Genomic DNA, 20526 nt, shown 5'->3' on the forward strand with positions numbered 1-20526 from the left:
AATAATTGTAGATAATGACACAGATAATGATGGGGTTTGTGATGATGATGAAATCGCTGGATGTACCGAAACAAATGCATGTAATTATAATACCTTAGCAACTGACGAAGATGAATCCTGTATTTATGTAGATGAGACCTGCGAAACATGTGAAGAAGGAATAATTGTAGATAATGACACAGATAATGATGGGGTTTGTGATGATGATGAAATCGCTGGATGTACCGAAACAAATGCATGTAATTATAATGCCTTAGCAACTGACGAAGATGAATCCTGTATTTATGCAAATGAGACCTGTGAAACATGTGAAGAAGGATTAATTGTAGACAATGATATTGATGATGATGGAGTCTGTAATGATGATGAAATTCCCGGATGTGACGATATCTCAGCTTGTAATTTTGATACATTAGCGACTGATGATGATGGCTCTTGCATATATATTGATGGGCTATGTGAAACATGTGAACTGGGACAAATTATAGATAATGATATTGATAATGATGGAGTCTGCAATGATAATGAAATTCCTGGATGTACTGATTCCAATGCTTGTAATTACAACTCATTAGCAACAGATGAAAATGATTCATGCCTTTATGTAGATGGGATTTGTGAAACATGTGAAGTAGGACAAATTATTGATAACGATATTGATAATGACGGTATTTGCAATGATGATGAAATTCCTGGATGTACTGATCCAAATGCTTGTAATTATGATCCTGACTTGGGATGCACCGATGATGATGGATCATGTTTTTATAGTGAAATAACTGCGAGCGTAGTTATTGTAGATGCAAGTTGCGAGGCAGCTTGTGATGGTGCAATTCAATTAACTATTGATAATGGACAACCCCCTTATATAGTTGAATATAATTCGGGTAATTTTTCAAATACTACAGGTGGAAATCTAGTCAATGCATGTGTCGGCAGCTATATAATCAATATAACTGACTCATATAATTGTGAGTACCTATTTACTGCAAGCGTCTCATTTAACCAAGACAATCCGGATACAGACGGCGATGGTATTTGTGATTCAGATGAAGTTAACGGATGTACTGATAATACTGCTTGTAATTATAATTCAGATGCTACTGAAGAGGATTTTTCATGTTATTATTGTATTGGAATGGGTGATTATGATGGAGATGGATTTGATGATTGTGGGTTATTAAATGACCAGGCGATAGATAACAATAATCCTCCTATATTTGATTGTAACGGGTGTATTAATGACACTGATTTTGATGGAGTGTGTGATGAATTAGAAGTCATTGGCTGTACCGATGACGGACAGCAAGTTTGGTCTGTTTCACCTGGTTATGCTGCATGCACATATGATGCATCTGCTACTGAGCCATGTGAAGATATTGACGAGGACGGTATTCAAGATTGCTGTGAATATCCCTCAGAATTCTATCTAACATGTGATGGTGAATGTACTGATACTGATATTAATAATAACTTCATAATAGATTTAGACGAAAATGGAAACGGAGACATAGACAATGACGGTGTTTGTAATATATTAGAAATAGAAGGTTGCCAAGAACCTGATGCATGTAATTATGATGCGTCAGCCACTGATTCAGGTATATGTATTTACCCAGAAGAATTTTATAATTGTGATGGCTGTATAGTAGATACTGACACAGATGGGGTTTGTGATGAATTAGAAATAGAAGGTTGCCAGGATGGTCTAGCTTGTAATTTTGATCCAGAAGCTACAGATTCAGCCGAATGCTATTATTTAGAACTATCAACCTTTGTTGATGAAAACATTCTGAATGTTACTTGCCCAGGTGCATCAGATGGTTCATTTACCATTTATACTACTGGCGGTAATGGGCCATATTCTATCTACATAGAAGATTTTAATGGAGATGAATATACCAGTGAATCTGTTGATGGTTTATTTATTGTTTCAGGTGCAAGTGGTGGCTCATATGACGTCTATATTTCTGATGTTAATGGCTGTGAAACTCTCGAATCTGTTGATGTTGAGGAAGAAAATGCATTTGAAATACAAATTAATTATTTAAATTTTATTTCTTGTGATGGTGGAGATGATGGAGCATTAACAAGTACTATTAGTGGCGGAACACCTCCCTATGTATTTTCTTGGCTTAACCCTCAAGGAAATATTATTTCTATAGATCAAGATGCCTATAATTTATCTGCCGGAGCATATGCTGTGCAAGTCACTGATGCTGAAGGTTGCTTGAATCAGACAACCTTTGTACTAGGTGAACCAAATGTGCTTGAAATCGAAGAATTAATTATTAATGATGTGTCTTGTTATAATGGGAACGATGGAAATGTTGATGTATTAATAAGTGGTGGAACACCTCCGTTTACTTATTCATTTACTTCATTAAATGGCTCTACAGTTAATCCAAATTCTTTATCATCTGGTGAATTTATCATCTCTATATCTGATGATAATGGATGTGAGTTAACAGATATTTTTACTATTGATGAACCTAACCCGCAGAATATTAATTTAAGCTCATTAAATACTGAAATATGTGAAGGTGAAATAACAACAATCAATTCTTCTGGATCATTTACAAACTACATATGGACAGAAGCAATTAATGGAGTTATTTTTGGCAATAATACTAGTTCACTAAATGTTAATACAACTGGTATCTATTCTGTGACGGGCATCAGTTCTGTGGGTTGCGAGGTAAGTTCACCAACTATCGAAATAACTGTATATGATAACCCTGTTTTTAATATTAATGGACTTACTGATGTTCTTACTGGCAACACGCAAACCTATTATACACAGAATAATTCTAATACATATCAATGGAGTATTGAGCCAGAAGAAATGGGTGACATAGTTAGTAGTGACAATGGAAGTGATGTACAAATAATTTGGAACCTAGAAGGACAGGCGGAATTATTTTTAGCTCAAACTAATGATAATGGCTGTACAACTACTGAAACAATCTCAATTGATATTACATTGTCTGTAGGAATTGATGAAATTGAAAATGAATTAGATTTTGTTGTTTTCCCAAACCCATTTAGTGATTATACTAATATACATATTAGCAATTTATATGGGGATAAATACAATGTATATCTATATGATAGCAAAGGTAAATTAGTAACATCATTAATTAACCAAAGCGAACAAAAAATTAAATTAAAAAATAATTTTAGTAGTGGCTTATATAATATGAAAATTATAAGTAATAATCTAACTAAACAAAAAGTTATAATTGTTCAATAAGCTAGCACTTGAATAATGAAGCACTTTATTAATTTAGCAGCTATTCTATTATTTATTGGATGTTATAATAATGATACAGGTGCGGTTGTTTGTGGACATCCTGAAGCAACAAAAATTGGAATAAATATTTTAGAAATAGGAGGTAATGCAATAGATGCTGCTATTGGAGTACAACTAGCATTAGCTGTATGTTTACCTAGCGCTGGGAATATCGGAGGGGGAGGCTTTATGGTTTATAGAGAAGAAAATGGCAATCATTATTGCTTAGACTTTCGAGAATCAGCCCCACAAGGAGCCAAGAAAAACATGTATTTAGATGATAATCAAATGATAATTGATTCACTAAGTACCTATGGCGCACTATCAATCGGAGTTCCTGGGACTATTGATGGGATTTTTCAAGCTCATCGAAAATTTGGCTCCATTGATATAGACACACTATTTAATTATGCTATCAATCTTGCATTACATGGATTCCCAATTACACAGCAACAGGCGGAAAGATTTAATTTTTATAAAAATGATTTTGAAAAATTTAACCCGAATAATAACTATTTACAAAAAAACTTGTGGACTGCAGGTGACAGCTTAAAACAAGCAGATCTGGCAAAAACATTATCCATTATAAAAGAAAAAGGAAGGTCAGGCTTTTATGAGGGGGAAATTGCTCATAGTATCATAAATACTATTAGTGAAAATGGAGTAATGACTCTAGAAGATTTAAAAAACTATCAAGCTATTTGGCGAGAACCTATAACCTACAACTTTGGAGACTATAAATTAATTAGTATGCCACCACCATCTAGCGGTGGTATTGCTATTGCGCAACTTCTAATGACTCTAGCTAATTTTAAAATAGATACAATACAACATAACAGTGCTGAATACATACACTTATTGTCAGAAATTGAAAAACTAGTATATGCTGATAGAGCTAAATACTTAGGGGATCCAGATTTTTATTTTGTTCCAGTAAATAAGTTAATGAACCCTAATTATAATAAACAAAGAGCAATAGATATAAATTTACTACAAGCAAAACCATCAAAATTTATATCTGAAGGTTCATTTGAATATAATGAAAGTGAAGAAACAACACATTTTTCAATTCTAGATCAATATGGGAACGCAGTATCAGTCACAACTACTCTCAATACAAATTATGGATCTAAGGTATTTGTAAATAAAAGAGGATTTTTATTAAACAATGAAATGGATGATTTCAGCTCTAAACCAGGAAGTCCAAACACATATGGCTTAATTGGTTCAAATGCTAATGCTATTGAACCCGGTAAAAGAATGCTCAGTTCAATGACACCAACTATAATTGAAAAAAAAGACAATTTATTTTTAATTCTTGGATCTCCTGGTGGTTCTACAATTATAACTTCCGTTTTTCAAACAATATTAAATGTTATCAATTTTGAAATGGATATAATGTCTGCTGTAAATTATCCGAGATTTCATCATCAATGGAAGCCTGACCATATACTTATGGAGCAAGAATTATACTCAAAAGTCCTAAATTTAAAACTCAATGAGTTAGGACATAATATCAAAACACGAAAAAGCATTGGGAATGTGAATGCAATTATGCTTCAAAAAGACTCAGTGTCTGTTGGCCCTGATAAAAGAGGTGATAATACAGCAAAAATAATTCAGCATACAAATTAGGCCCCGTAGTTCAATGGATAGAATAAAAGTTTCCTAAACTTTAGATCTAGGTTCGACTCCTAGCGGGGCTACTACTAAATTATATATTATTTTAAGAAGTGTTTTTTAATGTCTCATTTGGGCTATTCATTTTTCAAAACATTAATAGTTAGGGGTTCTGAATAATAAGGAGTTGAGTCAAAAGTTACACACGCAGGCTCGATGACAAAAACACCTGCTAATTTAGGAATAAGAAAACACTTAAAACTGGTCTCCTTTATAAAAACACCATTAGTTACTTCACAGGCAGTATGCTTCTCTGGACCTTTTATTAAATCAAATACTTCCGGAAATTCAGGCAGGTCAATTTCCGAAATTCTTTGATTAAAACTATAAGTTATTTCAAAATAATTATTTACAGTAATTTTTTTTTCTTCACTACAGAAAACATCATTACAAAAAGCATCAAGTTTATTCCACATAATTAAAATATATGTATTTTTTCACTTTCTAAATCTTTTTTCCATAGCTAAAACTAGACGAGAAGAGTAATTCTATTCAATAATATGAAGATATATAGTAAATTTATAAAACAATAGGCTTCTCTAAAACTGGAAACCTATTGAAAGTGAACTTGAAACAAGCCTTAGCAAGTCATCAGAATCGAAACCTAAAAAGGTTTCTGAAACATCTACATTACCAATAGGAGTTAATGAAGCTGTTGATCTCCATGTGATATATAATCTCTTCATNTCTAGACCAAGTCCAAAAACAGCAGCAATATCTGTGTCATTATACAGCCATGTATCTACACCATCCATATCATAATACCACGCATCATCAGTAATGTCGCCTAATCCATTATTACCTCCTACTAAGTAAGAAGCCTGCCCGCCTACATGAATATTAAAACCACCAATNTAGAGTTTAAATAAAATTGGAANNGATATGTAGTTTAAATTTATATCGTANAGAGAAATCGGCTCTTTNTAATTAATNGAATTATAATTAANTTCTGAACANACACCAANGGGACCNAANTTGAAATTATATCTCAGTCCAACNTGATATCCAGGCTGAGGATCAATATCACCAAAATAGCCATTAGTAATATCGTAAGTATTTGATGCAATACTTCCCAAATGCAGTCCAAGACCATTTCTTTTTTGTGCATTAGAATAAAATACAAATCCAATGACTAATAAAAATAAAGCAATTCTTTTCATAGTATAATTTTTTATTTTCCTNAAAATTAGATATAAAAATTGCGTTCTAAAATAAAAACTAATGATTTTTTTAACTTTTAAGCTTATCCAACTTTAAGACTAAGTCTCCCCATTCCATTTCTTTTTCCTTTATAGCTTTTTGACTTAGTTCATAATTATGAAAAAAATCTTTGTTTTTTGATAATTCTTTGAATTTTTCAGGGTTAGATAATTCAACATCTAATTTTCTTTTCTTTTCTTCTAAGGAGGAGATAGTTTTTTCAATAGCTGAAATTTTTTTTTCTAGTTTTCTAATACTTTTATCTTTCTCTTTTCTTTGATGATAAGATATCTTTTGTGCACTATCTTTTTTAGATGCACTTTTTTTATGTGTTTTGATATCTTTATTTAAATCAATTAAACTATCTAATTTGTTGTCCTGTAAAAAACTATCCATGTCTCCTAAGTACTCCTTAATAACCTTATTTTTAAACTCATAAATTTTATTTGACAAACCCTGTAAAAAAGACCTGTCGTGGGAGATAATTATTAAAGTGCCATCAAAATCCACAAGGGCTTTTTTTAAAATATCTTTAGAGATAATGTCTAAGTGATTTGTGGGCTCATCCATAATTAAAAAGTTCACTGGTGACAATAATAATTTACAAAGTGAAACTCGAGCTCTCTCTCCACCTGACAGTACTCTAATTTTTTTATCTACATCATCCTTTGTGAAGAGAAAAGACCCCAAAACATCTCTTACTTTTAAATTAGATTCTAAAGTTATAGCCTCATCTATAGTTTGAAAAATAGTTTTATCATCGTCTAAAAAATCAGATTGATTTTGTGCATAATAACCATATTGAACATTATATCCAAAATGTGTTTTCCCCTCAAAGTCAATTTCAGAAACTATTATTTTTGCTAAGGTAGTTTTGCCTTCCCCATTTTTACCTACAAATGCGATTTTTTCACCTTTATTAATTTCAAGATTTATGTTTTTTAAAATCTCCTTACTACCGTAGCTTTTACAAATACTCTTCATTTTAAAAGTGACCTTTCCAGAATGTGGAGCAGGGGGAAATCGAAAATTCATTTTTGAAACATCATCCTGTTCAACTTCAATGACATCTAACTTGGATAATTTCTTCACTAAAGTTTGAGCAAAAGCTGCTTTATTTTTCTTAGCTCTAAACTTATTAATTAGCATTTTTGTTTGTTCGATATATTTGTCTTGATTCTTTTTGGCTTGTTGTTGTTTTTGTTGCCGATCCTTTCTTAAATCCAAATACTTACTATAATTGGCTTTATAGCTATTTATTTTTGCAAACGATATTTCAATTGTTCTATTAATAATCGCATCTAAAAACTGTCTATCATGGGATACTAGAATTATAGCTCCATTATAATTTTGCAACCATTTCTCAAGCCATATTATTGACACTATATCCAAGTGATTAGTCGGCTCATCTAATAATAATACATCTGGATTTTTTAAAAGTATTTTAGCCAATTCAATTCTCATCCGCCACCCACCACTAAATTCAGAAGTATGCCTATCAAAATCCTCATGCTGAAACCCAAGTCCTTTTAAAATTTTATCTATTTGAAGATTAACATCATGCCCCCCTTCCATTCTTAAAAGCTCTTCTGTCCTAGATAATTTATTTATAAGATCTAAATACGATTGACTATTATAATCAGTTCGAGTTGCAATCTCATTATTTAAATTATCAATATCTTTTTTATAGTTTTCAATATTACCAAAAACCTGTGTCATCTCATGAATTAAAGTATATTGGTCTTTAAAATCAATGTCTTGTTGTAAATATCCAACAACTGTATTTTTCAAATGTGTAACCTTTCCTGAATTAGGACTTAAATTATTAGTCAAAACTCTTAATAATGTAGATTTTCCAGAGCCATTTTTACCTACCAAGCCAATTTTGTCACTACTATTAATCATGAAAGAAATATTCTCAAAAACATTTTGAGCGCCAAAATAAAGTGATAAATTATCAATTGAAATCATATTTGAGCTATATCCTTTCCCAACGAAGTATATTGCCATCAGAATCTTCAAACATGAAAATATTCCAAGACAATTCAATAATCTCCTGAGATCCAAAAGGCAATAATTCAGGATAAATATATTCACTGTAACCTTCAGTAGGATTAATAAAATTCAACTTGTTTTCACATATATTTATAGACCATAGACCTATAGGAAGCGGATCCGAAAAATTGGTTGGCCCTGTATAAAGTTGACAAGTATTATCATTATTAAATCCTATGTTAACCCATTCTAAAACATTGTCATATTCACAATCAAAATCTAATGAATTAGAAAATATACATACTCCATATTCATCATAAATATCTACTAAATTCCATGCACCTGTAAGTAGCCCCTCTTGCTCGTTAGAATACTTACATGCTTCATCTTCATCCCCAAAATTACAAGCAGTTGAATCTGTGCAACCTTTATTACAGCCAATAAAAAAAATAGAAAATAAGCAACAAATCAATAGAATTTTTTTCATATACAATGTTTATATTAAAGATATAAAATTAATTTAATACAGTAATATAACCTCTATTATAATAATCTCCTTCTAAATAATTAAATCCGTTTGACTGAACAACATTAATTACAATATTTTTCATTTTGTCCGAATTGCCTGTAATAATTTTTAAAGGACATTCTTCTTGATTTTGAAACAGATAATCCTCTACTAATTTAACCACATTTGCATGTTTTACTCCATGTAAATCTAATGGATGAACTATATTATACTTTTTTTTGAATCTTTTTACCATAGTAATTACATAAAGCTACTATTGTCTGCGTAGGATTTCAAAATCAAAATAATTTTATTTAGGTTTACATTACACAAAATTATCAAATAATGGAATACTCCGACATTCAAGAAAAATTAAAATCAATTACAAAATCTAATTTTTTCAGTAGACTATTTTACTGGAGCCAAATTACTCTAAAACTAGGAGAGTTATCTAATATAATTGAAAGTTTAATAATAAAAAATTCGCAAACATCTAATGAGACAGAATTATTAAATCAAAAGATAATTAACTTAGAAACAGATTATCAAACTGAAAAAAAAATAAATCAAAAATTAGAAACAGAAATAGAAATTGTTAAGAATAAAAATGAATTACTAAATCCATTAAAACTGAAAAATGTTGAACTCTTAACTGAGCTAAATAAATTAAAACAAGAAGAATTAGCTAAAGATGCTAAACGTGACTCATTAATGAATAAATGGGAACAATTTCAAGCTAACGCTGAGCAAAGAGAAAGAAAAAAAGAAGAATTAGAAACAATCAAAGAACATGAGGAAAAAGAAAAAATCAAACGACAATGGCTCAATCATGAAGAAAATGTAAATAATTTAATTAAGATAATATGTAATGAACAAAGTGTTGATTTTATTGAAAAAGATAAATGGCCTTATAAAAAACAACCAGATAATATTATAAAAATATGTGATGAGTACATTGTATTTGATGCTAAGAGTCCAAGAAATGAAGAGTTAGATAACTTTCCAAAATATATTCGCACACAAGTTGATTCACTAGCAAAATATGCCCAACATAAAGACGTTAAAAAACAATTATTTTTAGTTGTCCCTGAAAATGCTCTTCATGTAATTCAAAACAAAATCTATGAAGATTCTAATTACTGTGTACATATAGTTTCTCCACAGTCTCTTAAGATTACTATATGGTCTCTCAAACAAATTGAACACTATGAATTTGCAGAAAAATTATCCCCTGAGGACAGAGAAAATCTAGCTCGTGCATTTGCAGGTTCTATGAACTATATAAAACGTGTAATTCAAATCAACTCGGATATGAATGAACATGGAATTGAGTTAACAGAGAGAATGCTGCAACTAATTTCTAAAAAAAGTTTAAATAGCATCCGTGATAAGGCATTAGAATATGAAAAGGGGGATATTGTTAATGCAAGTCTGCAAAGAGGTGGGAAAGCAATTGATTTAAAAGATGAAGATATTAGACATAAGGATATAAAATCTAAAGCTATTAATCATGAAATAATTTCAACTCCCGAAACATCTAATAAAATAGAACCTAATGAGGATTAGACAAAAAGAATTAAGTTTTATATATTTATACATATGTATAAATTGATATATCTATTTATTTTCATCCTGCCATATTTGGCAGTCTCTCAATCAAAAGCTCTTCATACTCGAATACTTATAAATGCATGGAGTGAATACGACTCATGGACTCATCTCGATCCATTTTATTTAGATGAACCATTTCAAGATGTTGATAATTTCAGACCTGTAGATTATGAAGAACGTCATACGTATTTAAATTTAGACTTTGAACAATTAATCATGCCTTCTCCTATTGGCTTTTGGGCTAGTCGAATTAACTTTACAAGAGGATGGCGAAACAGAAAACATATACAAGATAGTGATATTGACTTTGAATATAATTGGCCAATGACCCCATACCAAACTAAATCAAATTATATTAAATATGCGTTTGAAATTGTTCATGGCTTCCAACCTGTAAATATTTGGCCATATATAGGAATAGGTGGAGACTTTCGCATTGATCAAATAACAAGCTCCTTTATTTATATTGACAATCAAACTAATGCGTCTGCAGATCCAATTCAATCCATTCCAGTCGATGAACGTGTAGAAAGAAGATTTAGATATTACGCTGTTGCGGGCATGGAACTCTACGCAATTCCAAAACTAATTGTCATGCCCTATGTAAAATTGTTTTTTAATGAAATTGATATAGATGATAAAATGATTATCAAAGACCGTACTGATGAAGCACAATTTAGACCTGGAATTAAAATTTTATATTTATTAACTGGCAGAGACAATTAATCACAAAATTTATATGAAAAAATTATTTTTTTTATTACTCATATTGCCTGAATTAATACTCTCACAAAGTATAAGTATTTCTGGTAGTAGTAATCAAAATAATGGCACAACCTTATTACCATTAGAAAATGGAGAATTCATTCCTTCAAAAATTCAGGGCAGAAATAGTAATATTGGTATATATTATAATCAAAGTATCTCTCTACCAATTGGATATTACACTTTGTTAGTTGGTGCAGAGTATAATAATAGTAAGATAAACTATGATTTTTCTGAAACAAATTTGCTGAATGCTAATTATGAAGAAAAAACGGAAGCAATTATTCCATATATTGCTTTACAATATCGTGTGTTAAATATCCCTAATCGACTAAACGCATATGCAAGCATTGGTGCGCAAGTCTACTTATCAAGTTTAATATATACTTACGCTGACAACGTATTTGAAGATTATACATATGATTATAACCTACTTATTCCATTTCTTGGTGCAGGTTTAAATTTAAGAACACAATACTTCAGTATTAATCCTTTTATCAATTATCAAATTGACCCTATTTATTTTAATAATTTAAACGAAATTAATTCTGAAGCTTTCGAAACTGCATTTGAATCAGCTGGAATTGTTACAGGTGTTCGCTTTAATATTGGTTTATAAAATTATACAAATAACTCTTATTGTATGTCTGGTCTTTATTTCAAGAGTTAAGAAAATAACTTAATAATTTAAAGTTGAAGCAATTGTAAAATAATTATAAGTTTCAATAATTGGTCCACTTGAAAGCAAAATTAAATCTATATATACATCTTCTCCATCACTAGCTGAATTAAATATTCCTCCATCAGTTCCCGTGTTAGCTGTGGCTTCAAGGACGCTTAATTCTCCTAGTTGGGGATGCGCTATGTTTTCATGGTCTATATATTCAAAATCATAATAGCCTGGTTTGATTTCATAAAAAACATCATATTCAAAATTAGAGGGAATATCATTTGAGTTAATTGAAAAACTATTAGGTTCTAAAACAGCTCGAATTCTTAAAAAAACATCACCTTCTTGACCAGTACTACAACTAGTTAAAAACATAAAAGTTACTGCGAAAAATATTTTAACAAAATTACTCATACACTCGAATATAATATTTTTATATTAATTACAATTGATTTCTAGCAATTTCATTATATCCACCATAAACATTTTTGATATTATTAAAACCCTTCGATTTTAAAATTGAGGCTGCAATCATTGATCGGTAACCTCCAGCACAATAGATTATTAAATTTGCACTTTTAGGAATCCTATCTAAACTGACTAACAATTCACTTAATGGAATATTAACTGAATCTTGAACATAACCCAATTTCAATTCGGCTTCTTTTCTTACGTCTAAGATGAAAATATTATTTTTATCTTCTTTGATTGCATTTGCATATATTGACTCAATGTACTCTAACTCATTCTTATCATGCCAGTCTTGTAAGTCCGAAATAAAACCAACAACATTTTCATAACCAATTCTAGCTAATCTAGAAATAACCTCTACCTCTTCATTTATATTGCATACTAATATAATTTTGGACTTAGGTGAAATGATTGTACCAACCCACGGAGCAAACATGCCCATTTTACCAATATTAATTGAGCCAGGAATAAATCCTTTTTCAAAATCATGAGGAGATCTAACATCAAGAATAGTAATACCTTTTTTTATGTAAGTAGAAGACATTACATAATTTAGTTTATTGACACTGTTTTCTAAAACACCTGAGATTGGCTGATACCCCTGCTTATTCATAGCAACGTCATGTGAAAAATATTGAGGGGGAGATGATATCCCCTTTAATACCATTTCTATAAATTCTTTTTTAATCATTGGTTGTAATGCATAATTAGATTTCTTTTGTTCTCCAATCGTAGATTGTTTTTCAGAACTAATATTTTTTCCACACGCAGAACCTGCACCATGACCTGGATATACAATAATATCATCAGCCAAATTCATAATAACATTGTGTAGTGAATCATACAATTGACTTGCTAAATCATGGCTAGTTAATTGTGGATTTACAGCTAAATCTGGTCTACCAACTTCACCTATAAAAAGTGTATCGCCTGTAAATACTGCTTCGTGTTTATTAGAATTAGAAATTAACAAATAACATGTAGATTCCAGAGTGTGACCTGGAGTATGTAAAGCACGTAACTTCATAGTGCCAAATTGAAACTCCTGATTATGAGTAGCAAAAATGCATTCATAAGATGTGATTGCTTTAGGCCCAAAAACAATACTTGCATTTGTTAGCCGAGCAAGTTCGACATGGCCCGAAACAAAATCTGCATGAAAATGTGTTTCAAAAATATATTTCAAACTAGATTTTCTTTTTATCAATATATCTAAATAGATACTAGAATCCCTAATTGGATCAATAATAATAGATTCTCCCTCGGACTCAATATAGTAAGAAGCTTGAGCAAGACAATCAGTATATATTTGTTGTATATACATATTTTAAAGTAATTCAAACAAGAATAATAACAAAGATAGTACTAAAAGTGTAATTGAAAATAATTTCCTTACTATTTTGAGATCTATAATATTTAATAATTTTATTCCTATTAGCATCCCAATTATCAACATAATTAATAATTCTAAAATAAAACTAATTTGAAATTGGAAGTTGAAAATAGTTAATTCTAAGATAAGTGCAAATAAAGTATTTAACATAATTATAAATAAAGTACTGGATGCTGCTTGACGCATATTTAAACCTGCAAATAAAACTAAAGCTGGAAGTATAATAAAGCCACCACCTATGCCTAAAAGACCCGTGAGTAATCCGATAACCAAGCCTATTATAATTAATAATAATTTATAGTTTGACGAAGAATTAATTTGTAGTTTCTTAAAAAACGAAATAGAAGCAAAAAAAATAATAAGTGAAAAAAGTATCATTAATATACTTTCTTTTGATTTATTAAAAAATTCAAAATAGCCAGGAAGAACTGGGAATAAAAAAGTCCTAGATAAAAAAGTAGAAAAAAGTGTAGGTATGATGAAAAAAATTAAATTTTGAGTGTGAAAGTTGTTTTGCCAAATATGCTTTATAGTTCCAAATAAAGAAATTAAAAAAACTAGTAATAAAGAATATGTTGTAGCCTCATAAATAGATAAGTTAAAGACATAAATTAAAATGGGTATTATAATGATTGAACCTCCTGATCCGAATAAACCAAATAATAATCCTGCCAAAACAAATAAAAAATACCCCAATAATTCTATCATGAAAAAACTTATAATTGCTAGATGAAAAATAAAACAATATTTGAGCAGCAATTTACAATTAATTTAATATATCTTATATATTCTTTAATTATCCTTATAAATAATATGTCTATTTATTGTGATTAATTTCAATACTCAGCAACTACATAATTCTAAAACAGAAAAATACTTGTTTATAATAAAAAATTCTTAACTCATGCAATAAGTTAGGTTGTTAACAGAAAAATGTTAACAATAAATTTTATTTTCTATTACAGAATGATGATTTTGTCCGTATAATTGTGTCATCAAATGAATATATGGGGGTATATTTATTCTGAACTGTTTAATCTAGCTAGTCTTCTATGACTAGCTTCGACAGCAAAAAGGTCCGTATTTTACGGACCTTTTTTGATTTTATAATGACACTCATTTATGAATGTGTCATTTTTTTTGGGTCTACTAAAGAATCAAATTCTGATTCCGTTAAAAATCCCAAATCAACTGAAGCTTGTTTTAGAGTAATACTTTTAGAATGTGCTAGTTTAGCAATTTTTGCACAATTATCATATCCAAGGTGAGAATTTAAACAAGTTACAAGCATTAAAGAATTATTTAAATTTTCAGATATTTTTTTTTGATTTGGCTCTAAACTATTAATACAATTTTCCGTAAATGAATTACATGCGTCAGCCAAAATTCTAGCAGAGAATAAGAAATTAAATGCAATTACTGGTTTAAAAACATTTAACTGAAACTGCCCTTTAGATGCTGCAAAACTAATCGCAGAATCATTCCCAAAAACCTGTGCACATACCATAGTCATTGCTTCACACTGTGTAGGATTTACTTTCCCAGGCATAATGGATGATCCAGGTTCGTTTGCTGATAAAATTAATTCTCCAATTCCACATCTGGGTCCTGATGCTAACAATCTGATATCATTTGCAATTTTATATAATGAAATCGCTATTTGCTTTAAAGCCCCATGTGCTTCAACAAATGCATCATGCGCTGCAATGCCTTCAAATTTATTCTCAGCACTTTCAAATGATAAGCTTGTAAAATCATTAATTTTTTGAACAACTAATTTATCAAACCCTTTCGGAGCATTAATCCCAGTACCAACAGCTGTACCTCCAATTGGAAGTTTAGATAAATGTTGTAAAGAATTTTTTAAAGCTTTTATCCCAAAATCTAACTGTGACACATAACATGAAAACTCTTGCCCTAAAGTAAGTGGCGTTGCATCCATTAAATGAGTTCTGCCAATTTTAACAATATCTGAAAACATCTCCGATTTTCGATAGAATGATAATTTTAATTTCTCTAAAGATGGTAACACTTGATTTATTATAGCTTTATAGGCAGCTATATGCATAGCCGTTGGGAAAGTGTCATTAGAGGATTGTGATTTATTTACATCATCATTAGGATGTATACTAATACCACAATTTTTCTTAACTAAATTAGCTATAACCTCATTTATATTCATGTTAGTTTGTGTGCCCGAACCCGTTTGCCAAACCACTAAAGGAAAATGATCATCGAATTCTCCAGCTTCAATTTGATTACATGCCAATTCAATAATTTCCTTTTTTTCGCCTGACAAACAAGATAATTCGCAGTTTGCATAAGCAGCAGACTTTTTTAAAACTGCATAAGCTTTAATAATCTCAATTGGCATACTAAAAGGTTCCCCAATTTGAAAATTATTAATAGATCGTTGTGTTTGAGCACCCCAGAGTTTATCATTTGGAACTAAAATTTTACCCAGACTATCAAATTCTTCTCTCATAAGAATATATTTATTTATTTAACAAATCTAACACATTTATTGGTGGTCTTCCTAATACAGCAGATTGATTTTCAACAACTATTGGTCGTTGAATTAATATTGGATACTTGCAAAGAAGATCTAAATACTCAGCATCACTTAGATTCACCCCCTTGAAATTTTCCTTGAATAATTTCTCTTCTTTTCTTATTAAATCCTTTGCTGAAATATTTAACATTTTTAGAATTTTTTTAATTTCCGGTTTTTTGATTGGATTTTTTAAATACTCTATAATTTCACACTCTATATTTTGTTGCATTAAGATAGACAATGCTTCTCTACTTTTTCGACATCTTGGATTATGATAAATTTTCATATTAGTTATTTTTTTGACCCATCATCATCAAATATTCTTTGATAAAGCTATCCAAATCTCCGTCAAGTACTTTTTGGACATTAGTTGACTCTACATTAGTTCTTAAATCTTTAATCATTTTATATGGATGAAGTACATAATTTCTAATTTGTGATCCCCATTCTATTTTTTTCTTACTTTTTTCTACTTCCATTTTTTCTGCCTGCAGTTTCTCTATCTCAAGTTGATGAAGCTGTGATTTTAATAATAATAATGCTTTTTTCTTATTATCTAACTGAGAGGCTGACTCTGAATTTTCTATAATAATTCCTGTGGGTTGATGTTTTAATCGAACGGCAGTTTCAATTTTATTTACAGCTTGCCCCCCTGGACCACCTGACCTAAAAGTCTCCCAAGATATATCTGAAGGATTAATATTGATTTCAATAGTATCATCTACTAAAGGATACACAAAAACAGAAGCAAATGAAGTGTGTCTTTTTGCATTAGAATCAAAAGGCGATATACGTACTAAACGATGAACACCTGTTTCTCCTTTTAAATACCCATAGGCAAAATCTCCATCAAATTCTAAAGTGACTGATTTGATGCCTGCAGTGTCGCCACCATGGTAATTTAATTTTTTAATTTTATAATTCTTTTTCACCCCCCACATTGAATACATACGCATCAACATAGATGCCCAATCCTGGCTTTCTGTTCCTCCTGCTCCTGGGTTTATAATTAAAATAGCTGTCATATTATCTTCGTCACTACTTAACATATTTTTAAATTCAAGATCATCCAATAGTAAATAAGTTAAATTAATTTGTTTTTCTATTTCTATATTATCTAACTCCTTACTTAAAAAAAAATCATATAAAACTAATAAATCATCTAGCGTGGATCTCAGCTTGTTAAATTGATTAATCCATTTTTTCTCATTTTTTATACTTCTCAACACTAACTCCGCCTTTTTCGTGTCCTGCCAAAAATCATCTTTGTGGGTCTTAATTTCTTCATTATTTATAAATGATAATTTGTGCTCAATTTTTAAATGAACATATAAAGCGTCAACCCTGTTTTCTATATCTTTTATTTTTTCGGCTATTATCATTTAATAAATCTAGTTATAATTTAAACTTCTAACTAAACGTAAAGTTATTATAAATTTTAATTCTATTTTAGGCGAATATTTGATTCCTATAAAATAAATGCATTTAAAAAAAATCTTTCGACTATTATTATCAATTATACCCTCCGGAATAGCACAAGGAATTACAGTAATTGCGGTGCCATGGTACTTTACTGATAATTTAAACCAAAGCTCAACATTTGCTTTCTGGCTTGGCATATTAACATTTCTTGGTTTATTTTGGGGTTTATATGCTGGTGTGTTGATTGATAAAATGAATAGAAAAAAAATTTTATTAAATACTAACATAATTGCTTCATTAATATTTTTGCTAGTGGGGATATGTTGTGTTTTTTTAAAGATTAAAAATGAATTATTAATTTTTCTTGCATTTAGTTGTTGCTCATTTTACTACATGATTTTTTTTCCTAATTTATATGCATTAGCTCAAGAACTAACAAATAAAAAAAACTATATTAAAATAAATTCAATAATTGAGATACAAAGTCAAACTATAAGTGTTACTGCTGCTTTATTGTGTGGTGTGTTAATATCAGGAAGTCAAAGTTTCTTTGATTACTTTAACTTAAAGTTTAACATGTTAGAGAAATGGGATATTGGGGAAGTTTTCTTATTAAACAGTATGTTGTATTTATCATCTTATTTAATTTTAGTATCGATGAACTATCAACCAAAAAGTCTTAAAACAAAGTACTCTCTTAACGATGCAATATTAGAAATAAAAAAATCAATAATTTTTTTAAAACAATACAAAGGTGTTTTCATATATGGAGTGTGCTCACAAATTATTTTTGCTTTTTTAATTGTAGAACTATTTACTTTGCTACCACTATTTGTAAAAAACTGTCTCAATGAAAGCTTAGTAATTTTTTCATTGGCAGATGTAACTTATTGTTTAGGTGCTATAGTTGCTGGAATAATTACTATAAAAATTTTAAAAAAAATTCATACAATAGACTTCACAATCTTGTTAATTATTATTACTGGATATTCTTTTTTTATAATGATTGTAGTACAAAAATTACTTATTTTTTTTATTGCAAGCTTTATAATTGGCATCACAAATGCAAGTGCACGCATAACAAGAATGAGTTATTTCTTTCAAAGAATACCAAACCATTTAATTGGCAGAACAAATACCATTTTCAATTCTATAAATAGTATAATTAGAAATATTCTAATATTTATTTTTTCATATTCTTGGTTTTCAGAAAACACAAATGTAGTCTTAGGATATAGATTGGGAATTATTGTTTTAATAATTTTCACAATCCCCTTAATTATTATGCAATTGAAAAAACTTAACTAAAAACTATCCTCTGACCCTTGGAGTTTAAAAAAGAATACTCTAAAAGAGACATAGCATTATTTTCTTTTAAATATAATATCACTCTATTTTTAAAAGACCACCTAATTTGAAAGGAGGGGAATCCCCTTTTTAGATATGCAATTACAAATGGATGTGCAATAAGTGTTATCTCTTTTAAAACCTTTTTTTGGGCTAACATTTCTAGCTTGTCTTTAAGTTGATCTACAAAAACTATTGGTGCTTCAATTTCTCCAGAACCATTACATGAGGGACATGCTTCTCTGGTTTTAATTGTTATTTGTGGACGAACACGTTGACGAGTAATTTCTATAAGTCCAAATCTACTAGGTGCTAAAATTTTATGTTTTGCACGATCCTCCTTCATATGCTCACGTAAAGTGTCTGTTAATTTTTTTCTATTTTCAGAAAGGTTCATGTCAATAAAATCAACGACAATTATACCCCCCATATCCCTAAGCCTTAGTTGTCTAGCAACTTCTGCTGCTGCCTGAAGATTTACTTCAAGTGCATTTTCTTCTTGTGTTTCATGCTTACTTGTCCTATTTCCACTATTTACGTCAATTACATGCATGGCTTCTGTGTGCTCAATTACTAAATAAGTTCCCTTTTTCATAGACACAGATTTACCAAAGGCAATTTTAATTTGCTTATCTACATTAAATAAATCAAAAAGAGGCTTTTTGGAGGTGTGTAAAGACAAAATATCTTCCTTTTCTGGCACAAACTTCTGTAGATAAAGTTTTACTTCTTCAAAAATTGTTTTATTATCTACACTGATTTTGGTGAAACTTTCATTTAATACATCTCTTAACAATGAAAGAACCTTACTTCTTTCAACTGAAATTCTTTTTGGGGGATTAGCACCCTTTAATTTTTTATGGATATCAATCCATCTTCGAAGTAAATTCCTTAAATCCGTATCTAGATCAACTACCTTTTTGTTTTTAGCAACTGTTCTCACTACAACCCCAAAACCATCAGGAACTAAACTTTTCATTAATCTTGCCAATCTCTTTTTTTCTTTTTCATCTTTTATTTTTTGAGAAACAGAAATTCTATTAGAAAATGGCACCAAAACTAGAAACCGTCCAGCAAGAGAAATCTCAGAAACAATTCTTGGACCTTTAGTAGATATTGGTTCTTTTGAAACTTGTACTAAAATAGTATCATTTTTTTTCAAAACATCTTCCATTAAACCGTCTTTAGGAAGACTGTTTTTAAAATCTGTTTTTAAACTATTCCACTTTGATGCTTTTTTACTGACTGCATTTAAAACGTACTCACTAGACGATTTATAATAAGGTCCTAGATCATGGTAATGTAAAAAAGCGTCTTTTTCTTGACCAATGTCTACAAAAGCCGCATTCAATGAGGAGGCCACTTTTTTGACTTGAGCTAAATATATATCAAAAACTGAACAAATATCTTGATCTAAGGGAAGTTGGTGTAATTCAATTAACCTACCTTCTTTTAAAACAACAATATCTATACTTTTTTTTGCAGCTCGAATTACTAATTCAGTATTCACTACATTTACTTTTATAGGAAATAAAAATACTCGGAAAAACGAAAGCTATAATCTACTTCTTTTTATGTCTATTTTTTCTTAAACGTTTTTTTCTCTTGTGAGTAGACA

The 20526-nt window shown here is 29.9% G+C and carries 18 protein-coding genes and 1 tRNA gene; 7 read left to right on the forward strand and 12 right to left on the reverse strand.

Going from position 1 to position 20526, the window contains the following annotated elements; genetic code table 11:
- The 3 genes from CBD51_003225 to CBD51_003235 form a co-directional block, all read left to right on the forward strand.
- Nucleotides 1–3253 (forward strand): T9SS C-terminal target domain-containing protein (locus CBD51_003225; protein RPG59338.1); only part of this gene is annotated, 3253 nt, incomplete at its 5' end.
- A gap of 12 nt (nucleotides 3254–3265) precedes the next feature.
- The gene (gene ggt, locus CBD51_003230) at nucleotides 3266–4927 is read left to right on the forward strand and encodes a gamma-glutamyltransferase (protein ID RPG59339.1); all 1662 of its coding nucleotides are present in this window, start codon (nucleotides 3266–3268) and stop codon (nucleotides 4925–4927) included.
- A tRNA-Arg gene (locus CBD51_003235) sits at nucleotides 4927–5001 on the forward strand. Before ggt ends, CBD51_003235 begins: the two co-directional genes overlap by 1 nt.
- A 48-nt stretch (nucleotides 5002–5049) precedes the next feature.
- Here the strand turns inward: CBD51_003235 and CBD51_003240 are convergent.
- From CBD51_003240 to CBD51_003260, 5 genes are all read right to left on the reverse strand, one after another.
- The gene (locus CBD51_003240; GenBank protein ID RPG59340.1) at nucleotides 5050–5388 is read right to left on the reverse strand and encodes a hypothetical protein; all 339 of its coding nucleotides are present in this window, start codon (nucleotides 5386–5388) and stop codon (nucleotides 5050–5052) included.
- A gap of 123 nt (nucleotides 5389–5511) precedes the next feature.
- A complete protein-coding gene (locus tag CBD51_003245; protein ID RPG59341.1) occupies nucleotides 5512–6132 on the reverse strand; it encodes a hypothetical protein in 621 nt (206 codons plus the stop codon).
- A gap of 70 nt (nucleotides 6133–6202) precedes the next feature.
- Nucleotides 6203–8143 (reverse strand): ABC transporter ATP-binding protein, encoded by a 1941-nt coding sequence (locus CBD51_003250; protein ID RPG59342.1) that lies wholly within the window; start codon nucleotides 8141–8143, stop codon nucleotides 6203–6205.
- 7 nt (nucleotides 8144–8150) lie between these two features.
- Nucleotides 8151–8654, reverse strand: a complete 504-nt coding sequence (locus CBD51_003255) for a hypothetical protein (GenBank protein ID RPG59343.1) — start codon at nucleotides 8652–8654, stop codon at nucleotides 8151–8153.
- Between the two features lie 28 nt (nucleotides 8655–8682).
- Entirely contained in the window at nucleotides 8683–8931 is a 249-nt protein-coding gene (locus CBD51_003260) for a hypothetical protein (GenBank protein ID RPG59344.1), read from the reverse strand.
- Nucleotides 8932–9020: 89 nt separating this feature from the next.
- On the opposite strand from CBD51_003260, the gene CBD51_003265 reads away from it, so the two are divergent.
- From CBD51_003265 to CBD51_003275, 3 genes are read left to right on the forward strand one after another with little or no spacing between them, the layout of a single operon-like run.
- Nucleotides 9021–10241, forward strand: a complete 1221-nt coding sequence (locus CBD51_003265) for a hypothetical protein (protein ID RPG59345.1) — start codon at nucleotides 9021–9023, stop codon at nucleotides 10239–10241.
- Nucleotides 10242–10274: 33 nt separating this feature from the next.
- Nucleotides 10275–11012 (forward strand): hypothetical protein, encoded by a 738-nt coding sequence (locus tag CBD51_003270; protein RPG59346.1) that lies wholly within the window; start codon nucleotides 10275–10277, stop codon nucleotides 11010–11012.
- 13 nt (nucleotides 11013–11025) lie between these two features.
- Nucleotides 11026–11670 carry a hypothetical protein gene (locus tag CBD51_003275; GenBank protein RPG59347.1) on the forward strand — a complete coding sequence of 215 codons (645 nt, stop codon included), beginning with the start codon at nucleotides 11026–11028 and terminating at the stop codon, nucleotides 11668–11670.
- 60 nt (nucleotides 11671–11730) lie between these two features.
- Here CBD51_003275 and CBD51_003280 read toward each other — a convergent pair whose 3' ends face one another.
- The 6 genes from CBD51_003280 to CBD51_003305 all read right to left on the reverse strand — a co-directional run bounded on the left by CBD51_003280 (nucleotide 11731) and on the right by CBD51_003305 (nucleotide 17521).
- Complete coding sequence (locus tag CBD51_003280; GenBank protein RPG59348.1) at nucleotides 11731–12135, reverse strand: hypothetical protein; 405 nt, start codon at nucleotides 12133–12135, stop codon at nucleotides 11731–11733.
- A gap of 28 nt (nucleotides 12136–12163) precedes the next feature.
- Nucleotides 12164–13516, reverse strand: coding sequence for an MBL fold metallo-hydrolase (locus CBD51_003285; GenBank protein ID RPG59349.1), 1353 nt, complete (start codon nucleotides 13514–13516; stop codon nucleotides 12164–12166).
- 3 nt (nucleotides 13517–13519) lie between these two features.
- Complete coding sequence (locus CBD51_003290; protein ID RPG59350.1) at nucleotides 13520–14293, reverse strand: sulfite exporter TauE/SafE family protein; 774 nt, start codon at nucleotides 14291–14293, stop codon at nucleotides 13520–13522.
- Nucleotides 14294–14705: 412 nt separating this feature from the next.
- On the reverse strand, nucleotides 14706–16076 hold the full coding sequence (fumC, locus tag CBD51_003295; protein ID RPG59351.1) for a class II fumarate hydratase: 1371 nt from the start codon (nucleotides 16074–16076) through the stop codon (nucleotides 14706–14708).
- Nucleotides 16077–16080: 4 nt separating this feature from the next.
- Nucleotides 16081–16425: an arsenate reductase (glutaredoxin) gene (gene arsC, locus CBD51_003300; GenBank protein RPG59352.1), complete on the reverse strand. Its 345-nt coding sequence runs from the start codon at nucleotides 16423–16425 to the stop codon at nucleotides 16081–16083.
- Nucleotide 16426: 1 nt separating this feature from the next.
- Nucleotides 16427–17521: a peptide chain release factor 2 gene (locus CBD51_003305; GenBank protein RPG59353.1), complete on the reverse strand. Its 1095-nt coding sequence runs from the start codon at nucleotides 17519–17521 to the stop codon at nucleotides 16427–16429.
- A 97-nt stretch (nucleotides 17522–17618) separates the two neighbouring features.
- On the opposite strand from CBD51_003305, the gene CBD51_003310 reads away from it, so the two are divergent.
- Nucleotides 17619–18869, forward strand: coding sequence for an MFS transporter (locus CBD51_003310; GenBank protein ID RPG59354.1), 1251 nt, complete (start codon nucleotides 17619–17621; stop codon nucleotides 18867–18869).
- Here CBD51_003310 and CBD51_003315 read toward each other — a convergent pair.
- Nucleotides 18862–20418, reverse strand: a complete 1557-nt coding sequence (locus tag CBD51_003315) for an Rne/Rng family ribonuclease (protein ID RPG59355.1) — start codon at nucleotides 20416–20418, stop codon at nucleotides 18862–18864. The two genes, CBD51_003310 and CBD51_003315, sit on opposite strands and share 8 nt — an antisense overlap.
- Nucleotides 20419–20526 lie beyond the last annotated feature (108 nt).

The organism is Flavobacteriales bacterium TMED191 (assembly GCA_002171975.2).
Lineage (GTDB): Bacteria > Bacteroidota > Bacteroidia > Flavobacteriales > TMED113.

Bases quoted from the DNA above. Each gene is read 5' to 3' on its own strand.
- CBD51_003305 (RPG59353.1), bottom strand. From the start codon at position 17,521: ATGATAATAGCCGAAAAAATAAAAGATATAGAAAACAGGGTTGACGCT.
- CBD51_003275 (RPG59347.1), top strand. From the start codon at position 11,026: ATGAAAAAATTATTTTTTTTATTACTCATATTGCCTGAATTAATACTC.
- CBD51_003285 (RPG59349.1), bottom strand. From the start codon at position 13,516: ATGTATATACAACAAATATATACTGATTGTCTTGCTCAAGCTTCTTAC.
- CBD51_003280 (RPG59348.1), bottom strand. From the start codon at position 12,135: ATGAGTAATTTTGTTAAAATATTTTTCGCAGTAACTTTTATGTTTTTA.
- CBD51_003265 (RPG59345.1), top strand. From the start codon at position 9,021: ATGGAATACTCCGACATTCAAGAAAAATTAAAATCAATTACAAAATCT.
- CBD51_003250 (RPG59342.1), bottom strand. From the start codon at position 8,143: ATGATTTCAATTGATAATTTATCACTTTATTTTGGCGCTCAAAATGTT.
- CBD51_003240 (RPG59340.1), bottom strand. From the start codon at position 5,388: ATGTGGAATAAACTTGATGCTTTTTGTAATGATGTTTTCTGTAGTGAA.
- CBD51_003270 (RPG59346.1), top strand. From the start codon at position 10,275: ATGTATAAATTGATATATCTATTTATTTTCATCCTGCCATATTTGGCA.
- CBD51_003290 (RPG59350.1), bottom strand. From the start codon at position 14,293: ATGATAGAATTATTGGGGTATTTTTTATTTGTTTTGGCAGGATTATTA.
- CBD51_003260 (RPG59344.1), bottom strand. From the start codon at position 8,931: ATGGTAAAAAGATTCAAAAAAAAGTATAATATAGTTCATCCATTAGAT.
- CBD51_003255 (RPG59343.1), bottom strand. From the start codon at position 8,654: ATGAAAAAAATTCTATTGATTTGTTGCTTATTTTCTATTTTTTTTATT.
- arsC (RPG59352.1), bottom strand. From the start codon at position 16,425: ATGAAAATTTATCATAATCCAAGATGTCGAAAAAGTAGAGAAGCATTG.
- CBD51_003310 (RPG59354.1), top strand. From the start codon at position 17,619: ATGCATTTAAAAAAAATCTTTCGACTATTATTATCAATTATACCCTCC.